We start from the raw sequence: 10,934 nt of genomic DNA on the forward strand, positions 1-10,934 counted from the left end.
GCATTTAAAGCACTTATTCTTAAGATTAGCCGAATCTCCCCCAATCCCTTTACTGTTGCCTCTTGCCTCTTGCCTCTTGCCTCGTCTCAACAAGCAATTTAAATGCGCGGGCAGCTTATATAGCGTTTCCTAAGCTAGTGAGGTACACCTATTTTTCTTCCCTTTTGCCTTCTGCCTCTTGCCTTTTGCCTAAAACCCATCACTTTTGTACCTCAGCAGACTGAAAAACGCTATACTCTTGCCTCGTCTCAACAAGCAATTTAAATGCGCGGGCAGCTTACCTTTTTTTACTTTTTTCAATTTTTCTCTTTTTCCCGCCTAGCGGCGGGTCGATTTTTTTTTGAGATTTTCTAGGGTGCGTCCTGGGCAGCTTTTGCCTTTTTGGGAGCAGTCCTACAGGACGCGAGCCGATGAAGATGCAAGGTTGGGTTGACGACAATTAAATAGGGTGTGATGGACGTTGGATAGATTTTCTCCTATGGCCGTGAGCGAAACCGTCTATATTGAAACCAGTATCTTAGGCTACCTCACTGCTCGACCCAGCAGAGATATTATTGTGGCGGCTAATATTGAGATAACGAGGGAATGGTGGGAATTTCGTCGCAGTGACTTTCAACTATACTCATCTCAAGCAGTCGCAAAAGAAACTGCTAAAGGGGATGCAAAAATCGCATCTCAACGGCTAGAAATTCTTGGTAATCTATCTTTACTTGACTTGAACCAAGCTGTGCTAGATTTAGCAGAGCGATTTTTAGAACGCAGTAATCTTCCAGCCAAAGCTGATGTTGATGCTGTTCATATTGCGGTTGCAACTGTCCACGGTATGGATTATCTGTTAACGTGGAACTGTAAGCATATTGCTAATGCTCAAATTCAGAGAAAATTGGCAGAGATCAGCATTGATTTTGGATATGAGTTACCGATTCTTTGTACAGCCAACGAACTGTTAGGAGGTTGATTATGTTTCATGATGAGATCGTCGAAGAGATCCACCGAATCCGTGAAGAGTATGCCAAGTCCTTCAACTATGACTTGAAAGCCATCTTTGCTGACTTGCAAAAGCAGCAAGCGGAAAGTGGCAGAGAATTTGTCACCTTGTCCCGAAAACCCGGTCTAGCAAAACGTTGGAGCGGACGAGCGAAAGATATTGGCGATGATACAATGGATAGCAGTGGCCGCAAAATTGACGAATTACTCAAAAACAAACGAGAAAAAATCATTGCTATTGCTGCTAAACACGGCGCAAATAACGTGCGAATCTTTGGTTCTGTTGCACGGGGAGAAGCTGACGAAAAAAGCGATATTGATTTATTAATTGATTATTGTAGCGAACGTCGGAGTCCCTGGTTTCCTTTGCCGTTAATTCGAGAACTGGAAGCCTTGTTAGGCTGCAAAGTTGATATTGTTACCGAACAGGGACTTAAAGATAGAATCAGAGAGCGCGTACTTAAAGAAGCAATACCACTATGAGAGATGATAGCGAACGCTTGCGGGATATTTTAGAAGCAATTGAGCGTGTAGAAAAGTATGCTCGACAGGGAAAAACAGTGTTTGAACAACAAGAATTAATTCAAACTTGGATTGTCTATCATTTACAAATTATTGGTGAAGCAGCGAGAGCAACTTCTCAAGAATTTAAAGCAAGATATCCCGAAGTGCCTTGGCAAGATGCCAGCGATCTAAGAAACTTAACTATTCATGAATATTTTTGTATTAATCTAGAGATTATTTGGGATATTGTTGAAAATGATATTCCTCCTCTAAAAGGACAAATCGAAGCTATTTTACAGGAATTTATTTGACGAAACCCAACCAAATTACTTAAATGTCGGGTTTCACTATCGTTCAACCCCACCTACTTTATTCTTCGATTTACTTGATGGCTACCGGCAAAAGATAGCCACCGGCAATTATATTAATTTATCAAAGTTTGAACTTTTCCTATTCCCCTTGAGTTGCTTGTCTAACCTGTTCGATCTCTAATTCTAAAGCTTGTGCTATCTGTTCAAAGTTTAATCCTAAGGCCAATAAACGCTGCTAATTCAGCTTCTTGTCTGTCTTACTCCAAAGCTTCCTGATACACTTTAGAGGGTGTCGGGTGTAGGGTTTTACCGATTTTCAGGGGGTCAATTAAGCTTAGACGCACTTAAGTTACATATCTTGATAATTCAAAAAACTCTCAACCGCTTATTCCTCCTGCCTTGCTAAAACGCATCTAAGATGCGTTTTAGCTTACCTAATTTTCAGGGAAAAAGTCCCTGAATTTTCCCCCCTGATCACTGCAAGAGTTGGCACTTTTTGATTTTAAACAAGCCTAAAGATATTATCCAACAAGGTTTTTATATTTATTCAGCAGCTCCTAATTAATTAGTCCTTGAGCAGTGCGATACATTGGGCTAAAGAAGCGTTAGTTTTCAGTGCTTGCGGGTTAATATGGGTGGCGGCCGCTCGATAACCTTGTTGCACGAGAGCTGCCATTAGATCTTCCTTTTTGGGTAGCTCTAATTTGCCCCTTCTACCAATTTCCCGAAAGCTATAAAAATAGGGAGGAAAATCGTTTTCTTCCCTCATTATTTCTAACAATTTAACTACCTTTTTCCACTGCCATTGATCGGCTAAATCTGCCATTTTTTCTAGATAAAGGCGATCATGTAAACTGCCTAACCACAAGGGTCCGGTTAAAGTTAAAGGTTGCCCGTCCCCAGAACAAACTATCTTGCCTAACTTCGGCCAAGGCACTGATTGATATTCCCCGCAGCTATGACAATAACCGAGAAAACCGTAGTTATGACTATTTAATTGTCTATTAGCTGTTAACCGCACCATCACCCGATAACTTTGACCGAAAAAGAAGGAAAAAACTGGCGTAATTCCTAAACCTAACCGGGCTGATTCTAATTGCAAACCGGCGATAATTAATCTTAATCCCTGTTCGTGGGCAGCTGGATGATTGCGAGCATAGGCTCCATAATCAGCTAAACTATTTTCTAGATTATGACCCGTCAGCGTCCGTCCATCGGTATTAGTCAGATAAATTAAACCACCGATTTTAGTGGCTAAGGGAATGGCACTAAACAGAGATGCAGGAGAACCAAAAGCATCAATATCAACTAGATCGTAATGGTCTTTTTTAAGATAACATTCTAGGAGAACTTCTTGGGCAGATTTATAGGTTATTTTTCCTTGTTTATGTTGTAATAAACTCTCTAAATTAGCGGCTAAAGTTGGCTTAATTTCTGGATTACCATCATTAACCCACAGCCAATCTGCACCACTTTCTAGCCAATACCTGAGCGCTCGCACACCAGAGCCGCTCATTACCTCTAAAACGCGCAAACTTCCCCGCTCTTTTTGGGCAATTGCCGCCCCTAAAACTCCTAAATCTCGGACGATTTTACTCTCCGGTCGATAAAAAGTATTGTTGATATTAAATATCGCTTTTTCTTCCTGCATCGCTCATCTCATAATTAGCACTCGGCGGAAAGGGTCAACCACTGCCAAAACCAATCAGACATCAAGATAGAAGATAAATCTAAAGAAAGTGTAAAATTAGCAGAAATTCCCGATTTTTTTACTATTATATCCCTAAAAAGCTGATAGTTTCCCCATGAGAACGGCAAATTGAAGGTAAAAAATAACTATTTTTTAATATCTTATAACAGTTTAATCCGGTCTGATGGGAGATAACCTAAAAGCAAAATCATTCAACCTTGATATAGAGATGAAAAAGTATCTAGCAGAGTTCATCGGGACCTTTTGGCTGGTTCTCGGCGGTTGCGGTAGTGCCGTTTTAGCGGCAGTATTTGTGGGTAAAGCCAAGAGTGTCGTAGATGGTGCTGATTTTAATATCCATCTGGGGATTTCTTTTGTGGGTGTCTCCCTCGCCTTCGGTTTAACCGTCCTCACTCTTGCCTACGCTTTAGGGCATATTTCGGGGGGACATTTTAATCCCGCCGTTTCCTTCGGTCTCTGGGCAGGTAAACGCTTCCCCGGCTCGGAACTACTTCCCTACATCATCGCTCAAGTTTTAGGGGCGATTTTAGCGGCGGTAATTATCTACATTATTGCTAGTGGTCAACCGAGTTTCGCTCTGGGAGGCAATAACCCTCTGGCCACCAATGGTTACGGAGAACATTCTCCCGGTGGTTACAGTTTATTCGCCGCTTTGGTCACGGAAGTGGTCTTGACCTTCATGTTCTTAATCATCATTTTAGGCTCTACCGATCGACGCGCTCCGGCCGGTTTTGCTCCCATCGCTATTGGTTTAGGATTGACCTTAATTCACTTAATTAGTATTCCCGTGACCAATACCTCCGTTAACCCCGCTCGTAGTACTGGTGTTGCTCTTTTATGCGGTAATATAGCTCTCGTTGGTCAATTATGGTTATTCTGGATTGCTCCCATTGTTGGGGCCGTGGCGGCGGGTTTCCTCTACAATAGTTTCTTTGAAGAAACTTGAGAAGAAAGACGAGTTAGAGAATAAGTGGAAAGTTACCGCTAAAGTTTGATTGCTTCAAAAGTCAAGTGCTGATAGCGATTCCTGTGGGGTCGCTATTTTTTTCGTCCCCACCGACAAAATTGAGCAGCGCTCGTCGTCCTTGCTCGCCTCGATCGAGTAAAGTAATCTCTAGATAATTTTCCGGCAAAAAAGTTAAACGTTCTGACCATTCGATCGCCACTATCCCTAAATCCACCTCGATTCCCTGCCAATAATTTTCTAGGTACAGGGCCTCGATATCTTGACCCTGCAAACGGTACAAATCCAAATGATACAAAGGAAGGCGGCCTTCGTTATATTCGTTAACGAGGGTGAAGGTAGGACTAGCTATAGGCTCTTGAATGCCCAATCCTAAGCCAATTCCCTGTACTAAGGTGGTTTTTCCCGCTCCCAAATCGCCTTTTAATAAAATTACACTGCCGGGGGCCAAGGTTTGCCCCAGTTTTTCGCCTAAATTGACAGTAGCTTCTCGATCGGGTAAGTCGATAATCATTTGTTTCCGCTAGGATGCCAATTAATCACTGATTTTAATATAGCGATCAGAGCAGCTTTCTGACATCCTTGGCTCTGGGGGGCCAAATTTGGTCTTCTTGATCGATAAAAATAAAAGCAGTTAAACTAATCTCTTATCTCTTAGTCTTAACCTTTGGTCAAATGGTCGCTATCAGGGCAGAGATAGGCGATCAGCGAAACCTTCTGGTAGATTAGACTAAATGGGAGTTGGTTAACTGCTTTTATAAAATTGACTGTTCCCTAACCATCAGCATTGTCTAGGGTCGAGGGGAATAAAACAACCGAAGTTTAGGACTTTAAGCCAGAAGTTAAGGGGAACAGTGAAATTATTATTTTTGAGTAATGGCCACGGTGAAGATGAGATCGCGATCCGGATTATTAAAAGACTGCAATCATCTCCCCACTGTCCGGATATTACTGCTTTACCCCTAGTGGGTAACGGTTATGCTTATACTCGTCTGGGGATTCCCCTTCTCGATCGAGGTCAAAAAATGCCTTCTGGGGGTTTTATCACCAGGGATGCCAAACAATTATGGCGAGATCTGCGGGAGGGATTATTAGGATTAACCTCCCGTCAATACCGTCTGGTCAGAAATTGGGGCCAAGAAGGGGGAAAAATTGTCGCGGTGGGAGATATCTTACCCCTTGCCCTTGCTTGGTTGAGCGAGAGGGATTATGCTTTTGTGGGAACGGCTAAATCGGAATACTATCTCCGGGATGAGCAGGGATGGTTAGATAGTAGCTCGATGATCGATCGCCTCTGGGGTTCCTATTATTATCCCTGGGAACGCTGGTTAATGGCTCATCCTCGCTGTCGGGGGGTTTTTCCCCGGGATAGTTTAACTAGCAAAATTTTACAACAGTGGTCAATTCCCGTTGTCGATGGGGGTAATCCGATGATGGATGACCTTTTACCCTCGATAACGGGCGATTTTCCCCAAGATTGCCTAAATATTCTGCTGCTACCCGGTTCGCGCTTTCCCGAATCTCTCCACAATTGGCAGCAAATTATCGAGGCTGTGGCCGCCATTATCGGACGTTTTCCCGATTATAAGCTGGAATTTTTGGCGGCGATCGCTCCTTCTCTCCCCCCGGAATCTTTTAGGGCTGCTTTAATTTCCCAGGGTTGGCGAGAACATAGCACAAATAAGTTTATTTGTCAAGAAGTATTTATAACTATTTCTCAAACGGATTACGCCGAATATTTAGGCCGCTGCCATCTGGCCATCGCCATGGCGGGAACTGCCACGGAACAGTTCGTCGGTTTGGGTAAACCGGCGATCACGATGGCGGGGGCCGGACCACAATTTACTCGCCATTTTGCCAAACTGCAACAGCGTTTATTAGGCTGTTCAATTCTCTTAGGCGATAGTGCCGAGTCAGTAGCAGACAAGTTAGAATATTTATTACAAAATCCCCCACAGTGGCAAGAAATCGCCTTTAATGGTCGTCAGAGAATGGGGGCAGCTGGGGCTTCCGATCGCATTGCCCAATGGTTACTAGGCAATTTTTGCCCTTAAACGAAAGTATCGGTCCGATTTTCGCCGCTAGTGGGCCCCTCAAAAATAGTTTCTAGGGCGATTTTTTGGGCGCTTGGTTGTTGTCCGTAGCTGAAAAGATAGGGAATTTCTCCGCTTTGTTGACGAAACCACTGGAAAACGTAGGGACTACCATAAATAATCAATGCTTGAATTTGTCCGGTTTTCAGCAAAGCTTGATAGATAGCTTTCGTTTCGTCCCTTAATCCGGCACTACCCCGAAAAGGATTACCACGGATAAATATTTGTAGGAGAGTCGTTTCTGGGGAGACGAGGGACTGATTAAAGGTGCTACGATCAATTATTTGGGTTTGATAACCCCATTGTCGGGGAATTGTCACCGCCGGACAAGAGCGATCGAGAAAGTCACAGTTGAGTAAATCATCGATAATGATTAAATTGCGGCCTTGAGTGGCTTTAATGGGTAAATTAGCGCTAACTGTTTGGGAATCTTTTAAAATATCCCTGACAATCTCTAGAGCTTGCGGTGCCGCTAAACTGCTTAAGGATTCTAAGGATGGCTGTCTTTGCCCTAATTTCTCTTTTGCTCGTTGAATACGTTGCCAAGAATCATTAATTCTCGCTTCGCTAATTGTACCCGCCTGCACGGCACTATACACCGCTTCGATCGCTTCGATCGGATCGGGTGGCATTAACAGTATATCGGCCCCCGCCTGTACCGCCCTCACTGCTATGGCGGCAGCACTGGCAATTTTGGTTACTCCCCCCATAATCAGGGCATCAGTGACGATTAAACCCTGAAAACCGAGATTTTGGCGCAGTTTTTCCCCGAGAATTTTCGAGGAAAGAGTGGCGGGAAATTCGGCATCCCAAGCGGGAATTAACAGATGGCCTGACATAATACTATCAACCCCCGACTCGATCGCTGCTTGAAAGGGGGGCAATTCGATCGCTTCTAGGCGATGATGATCGTGGTTGATGATGGGAAGATCGAGATGGGAGTCATTGCTGGTGTCACCGTGGCCCGGAAAATGTTTGGCCGTGGTCAAAACTGGATAGGAATCGGCCCCTAAAATAAAAGCTTGAGCTAGATTAGCGACGATTTCGGGAGTTTCGGCGAAGGAACGAATATTGATAACGGGATTGTCGGGATTATTGTTCACATCGACAATTGGGGCTAAAATCCAGTTAATCCCGATCGCTAGTGCTTCCTTCGCGGTAATTGCTCCCATTTCCCTAGCATATTCTGTGGCTTTTGTCAAGCTTTTTTCGGCTATTTTTCCTAAAGCCATCGGGGGGGGAAACCAAGTGGCGCCGGAAAACCTTTGGCCGACTCCCTCCTCGATATCGGCGGCGATGAGGAGAGGATTATCCCCGGACCAACTTTGTAATTGTTGGCTACGGAAAGCGATTTCGGCGGCGCTGCCTCCTAATAGAATCACCCCACCGAGGTGGAGGGTTTCTAACCAATGTTTCAGGGTGGCGTTGACAGGTTCCCAAGCAGGATAGCGGATTTGTTGGTCAAAGAGATAGCCGGAAGCGCGGACTACTATCATCTGACCAATACGTTCTTTTAGGGATAAAATGCGATCGCTCACTATTCAGTTATCAGTTATCAGTTATCAGTTATCAGGTTTAAGTTTTAAGTTCCCAGTGTTGTCTAAATTTAGTTATCCTCTACTGATCACTGTTCACTGGTCACTGATAGCGGAATCGTCATCTTCTGGGGGTCGATCGGTTTTAATATGATCAAGAAGATGTAACATTCGATCGCCGCGTTCGAGGGAAGAATCTTCTAGGAAGACCACTTCGGGGGTACGTCTGAGACGGATGCGTTGGCCCAGTTCGCGCCGGACGAATCCCGCAGCAGCTTTTAACCCGGCCATAGTTTCGGCCTTTGCATCTTTGTTGCCGTAGATAGACACAAAAATCCTAGCGTGTTGTAGGTCGTGGGAGAGGTCCACATCGGTAACGCTAACCATACCGGCACCGACGCGATCATCTTTAATTTCCATTAATAACATTTGGCTGACCTCGCGCTTAATTAGCGAGGACACGCGAGATACTCGACGGTCGTTAGCCATAATTCTTCGTCCCCTAAAAACAGCGAAACCCTTACCATTGTATCAAGCTAATCCGAGCATGGCTTTGAGGGTGAAATAAAGAAAGGCGAAAGTTCCCCCCAGAAAGCCCACAAGTGCGATCGCTGTGAGGGGATTTTTTAATAAAGGGGCCAACCAGCCGAAAAAGGCGAAGAAAATCCCTAAACTAAAGCTAATCAGATAGCGGGGGTAACGGCTCACGTTATCAAAAAAGTCGCCCATAAATTTTATTTATTATCTTTGTCCGTAAGTAATTATAGCAGTAAGCTTCGATGCTGCCACGCCGCTCGATTCAAGGGACTTAACAGAATCTCTATACTTTTGTACTATTTAGTGGTATAATGATCGGGCTGGAGAGAAATACGGAATCACTCTACTCTAGATCAAGTTAAGGGTACAGCCATTTTCAAGATCGTGACGGGCATCGATCGATCCCTGAATTTGGGCTAACCAAAAGAGGATAATTAATAGCCAGATGACAGCGATCAAATATCGAATCTTTGCCGAGAGAGTCGGGAATCCCCCCGACTAATAAGGGATTGTTAAAACTTAGCTCCAAACTAACTTTTGGATGGGTGCAAGGTTGGCATTGATACCTTAATACCTTAATTCAGCAACGACTAAGAATGCGGTGCTGGGGTAGAGGGTAATTAGATGGATAAATTCTAATTTTTAAGAAAATCTTAAACTTGGGTGTTGTATGGAAAAAATCCGTCTAGGATTACAGTCATACTCGTCGAACACTAAGCTCGATAATAAGTTCGCAGGAACAGTTAAAATTAAACACTTATTTCCTAAATTCATAAATGTCCTATGTTAAAGATTGCCACAATTCCCTATCCAATTGCCACAAAATACAAAAGCTTGTTTGGACAGGCAGAACCAATAGTAAAAAACCCTATTTGGTTGAACTGTTTTGCTCGTGGTATCGATGGTCGTGTTTATCGAAAGTGGTTCGACAACAAAGCCGGGTGGAAACCATCTGACTTTGATTGGCAGCCGCTTGGGGGAGGGATTACGGATTACCCAGTGGCAGTGGCATGGTCTAGCAATCGACTTGATATTTTTGCCCGCGATGTCAATGGCGCTCTGTGTCACAATTATGGAAGTAACAACGATAAACCTTTAGCAGGATGGGAACTACTGGGTGGTCCGATTCAAGGTACTCCCACAGTTGTTTCTTGGGGAACTAATCGAATCGATATTTTTGCTCGTCGCGATAATGGTATTTACCACAAGTGGTGGGATGGGAAGGGATGGAAACCCTCACAATTGGATTGGCAACCCCTGCCGGGGATTGAAACATCTGAGCCTCCTGCCGCAGTAACATGGTCTAAAGGTCGTTTAGACGTTTTCGTACTCGCTTTAGACGGGAATGTGTATCATAACTATGGAAATGGCGATCCTAACAACTGGAGCGGATGGGAAACACTAGGTGGCTCACCGTTAAAAGGATCGCCAACGGTTGTTTCTTGGGGGGCTGACAGGATTGATATTTTTGTCCGGTCCTGGGATGGTAGCATTAAACACAAATTATGGGATGGAGTATTTCCCTGGAAACCATCACAATTAGATTGGTATGATGTAGGTGGTCCGATTAACACCAATAGACCGGGTACATCTGACCCTCCTGCTGCGGTTGCATGGTCCAAAGGCCGGCTAGACGTATTTATACGCGGACAAAAAGAGGGGGCTGTGCATCATAATTATGGCAATGGAAGTCCTGACAGTTGGAGTGGATGGCAATCACTGGGGGGCAAAATCCAAGGACCTCCTACAGTTGTTTCTTGGGGAACTAACAGGCTTGATATTTTTGCCCGTGGGATGGATGATGGGGTTTGGCACAAGTGGTGGGATGGCGTTTTCCCCTGGAAGGGTTGGGAATTATTGGATAAACCAGTGAGTCCATCAATCGTTGTTTTTACTACAAAGAATCAAACTGGTGGAGCCATAAGGGTTAGCGGTAAAGGTTTTACCCCTGGTGGAAGAGTCAAGTTCTATGTTGAGAATCTAGTCAATCAAAAGAATCCATTCCATCTGACGGAAGATCTTGCAGATGCACAGGGACAGTTTTCGGAAAAAACTAATTTCTTCCAGGCCAACTGTTGGCCAAATCAAGTTAATCCTGCTGTAATTCGCGCAGTTGATGTGGTGACTGGTGCATCAGCAACAGGGACATCAAATGCTTATACTTGCTAATTATTTAGGGTTTGCTGAAAAAGTCATTGAAAAGTACAGGTCTCTTAATCAATGATTTCACTTAGCTACAAGCATAAGCTTTAGTTGTTGATTAATTTTTAAGTCATAACTTATCCTAATCAT

The 10,934-nt window shown here is 44.1% G+C and carries 11 protein-coding genes and 1 pseudogene; 6 read left to right on the forward strand and 6 right to left on the reverse strand.

The window, feature by feature from the left end; all coding sequences use genetic code 11:
* Window positions 1-484 precede the first annotated feature (484 nt).
* The 3 genes from EWV68_RS21120 (at window position 485) to EWV68_RS21130 (ending at window position 1,802) form a co-directional block, all read left to right on the forward strand.
* A complete protein-coding gene (locus tag EWV68_RS21120) occupies window positions 485-958 on the forward strand; it encodes a type II toxin-antitoxin system VapC family toxin (RefSeq protein WP_061431034.1) in 474 nt (157 codons plus the stop codon).
* 203 nt (window positions 959-1,161) lie between these two features.
* Window positions 1,162-1,470, forward strand: coding sequence for a nucleotidyltransferase family protein (locus EWV68_RS21125; protein WP_061431035.1), 309 nt, complete (start codon window positions 1,162-1,164; stop codon window positions 1,468-1,470).
* A complete protein-coding gene (locus tag EWV68_RS21130) occupies window positions 1,467-1,802 on the forward strand; it encodes a HepT-like ribonuclease domain-containing protein (protein ID WP_061430322.1) in 336 nt (111 codons plus the stop codon). Before EWV68_RS21125 ends, EWV68_RS21130 begins: the two co-directional genes overlap by 4 nt.
* Window positions 1,803-1,941: 139 nt before the next feature.
* Here EWV68_RS21130 and EWV68_RS21135 read toward each other — a convergent pair.
* Together EWV68_RS21135 and EWV68_RS21140 are read right to left on the reverse strand one after the other, a co-directional pair.
* Window positions 1,942-2,034 (reverse strand): annotated as a pseudogene (locus EWV68_RS21135) (Rpn family recombination-promoting nuclease/putative transposase); the annotation flags it as partial.
* A 333-nt stretch (window positions 2,035-2,367) separates the two neighbouring features.
* Window positions 2,368-3,453 (reverse strand): class I SAM-dependent methyltransferase, encoded by a 1,086-nt coding sequence (locus tag EWV68_RS21140; RefSeq protein WP_287170943.1) that lies wholly within the window; start codon window positions 3,451-3,453, stop codon window positions 2,368-2,370.
* A 268-nt stretch (window positions 3,454-3,721) separates the two neighbouring features.
* Between EWV68_RS21140 and aqpZ the strand changes: the two genes are divergently transcribed.
* Window positions 3,722-4,459, forward strand: a complete 738-nt coding sequence (gene aqpZ / locus EWV68_RS21145; RefSeq protein WP_239697972.1) for an aquaporin Z — start codon at window positions 3,722-3,724, stop codon at window positions 4,457-4,459.
* Window positions 4,460-4,520: 61 nt separating this feature from the next.
* Here aqpZ and tsaE read toward each other — a convergent pair whose 3' ends face one another.
* Window positions 4,521-4,991 carry a tRNA (adenosine(37)-N6)-threonylcarbamoyltransferase complex ATPase subunit type 1 TsaE gene (gene tsaE, locus EWV68_RS21150; protein WP_002785184.1) on the reverse strand — a complete coding sequence of 157 codons (471 nt, stop codon included), beginning with the start codon at window positions 4,989-4,991 and terminating at the stop codon, window positions 4,521-4,523.
* Window positions 4,992-5,331: 340 nt separating this feature from the next.
* Between tsaE and EWV68_RS21155 the strand changes: the two genes are divergently transcribed.
* On the forward strand, window positions 5,332-6,531 hold the full coding sequence (locus EWV68_RS21155; RefSeq protein ID WP_061430325.1) for a lipid-A-disaccharide synthase-related protein: 1,200 nt from the start codon (window positions 5,332-5,334) through the stop codon (window positions 6,529-6,531).
* Here EWV68_RS21155 and EWV68_RS21160 read toward each other — a convergent pair.
* The 3 genes from EWV68_RS21160 to EWV68_RS21170 all read right to left on the reverse strand — a co-directional run bounded on the left by EWV68_RS21160 (window position 6,528) and on the right by EWV68_RS21170 (window position 8,834).
* A complete protein-coding gene (locus EWV68_RS21160; RefSeq protein WP_072319547.1) occupies window positions 6,528-8,108 on the reverse strand; it encodes a glycoside hydrolase family 3 N-terminal domain-containing protein in 1,581 nt (526 codons plus the stop codon). The two genes, EWV68_RS21155 and EWV68_RS21160, sit on opposite strands and share 4 nt — an antisense overlap.
* Before the next feature lie 93 nt (window positions 8,109-8,201).
* Window positions 8,202-8,594, reverse strand: coding sequence for a 30S ribosome-binding factor RbfA (gene rbfA / locus EWV68_RS21165; protein WP_061430326.1), 393 nt, complete (start codon window positions 8,592-8,594; stop codon window positions 8,202-8,204).
* 42 nt (window positions 8,595-8,636) lie between these two features.
* Window positions 8,637-8,834, reverse strand: coding sequence for a DUF751 family protein (locus tag EWV68_RS21170; RefSeq protein ID WP_002737592.1), 198 nt, complete (start codon window positions 8,832-8,834; stop codon window positions 8,637-8,639).
* A 591-nt stretch (window positions 8,835-9,425) separates the two neighbouring features.
* Between EWV68_RS21170 and EWV68_RS21175 the strand changes: the two genes are divergently transcribed.
* The gene (locus EWV68_RS21175) at window positions 9,426-10,811 is read left to right on the forward strand and encodes a PLL family lectin (protein WP_287170945.1); all 1,386 of its coding nucleotides are present in this window, start codon (window positions 9,426-9,428) and stop codon (window positions 10,809-10,811) included.
* Window positions 10,812-10,934: the final 123 nt, after the last annotated feature.

This window comes from Microcystis sp. M_QC_C_20170808_M9Col (assembly GCF_007095495.1).
GTDB classification, from domain to species: domain Bacteria; phylum Cyanobacteriota; class Cyanobacteriia; order Cyanobacteriales; family Microcystaceae; genus Microcystis; species Microcystis aeruginosa.

Coding starts and splice junctions, on each gene's coding strand:
- EWV68_RS21125 (WP_061431035.1), top strand. CDS start 1,162: ATGGATAGCAGTGGCCGCAAAATTGACGAATTACTCAAAAACAAACGA.
- EWV68_RS21130 (WP_061430322.1), top strand. CDS start 1,467: ATGAGAGATGATAGCGAACGCTTGCGGGATATTTTAGAAGCAATTGAG.
- EWV68_RS21140 (WP_287170943.1), bottom strand. CDS start 3,453: ATGCAGGAAGAAAAAGCGATATTTAATATCAACAATACTTTTTATCGA.
- aqpZ (WP_239697972.1), top strand. CDS start 3,722: ATGAAAAAGTATCTAGCAGAGTTCATCGGGACCTTTTGGCTGGTTCTC.
- tsaE (WP_002785184.1), bottom strand. CDS start 4,991: ATGATTATCGACTTACCCGATCGAGAAGCTACTGTCAATTTAGGCGAA.
- rbfA (WP_061430326.1), bottom strand. CDS start 8,594: ATGGCTAACGACCGTCGAGTATCTCGCGTGTCCTCGCTAATTAAGCGC.
- EWV68_RS21170 (WP_002737592.1), bottom strand. CDS start 8,834: ATGGGCGACTTTTTTGATAACGTGAGCCGTTACCCCCGCTATCTGATT.
- EWV68_RS21175 (WP_287170945.1), top strand. CDS start 9,426: ATGTTAAAGATTGCCACAATTCCCTATCCAATTGCCACAAAATACAAA.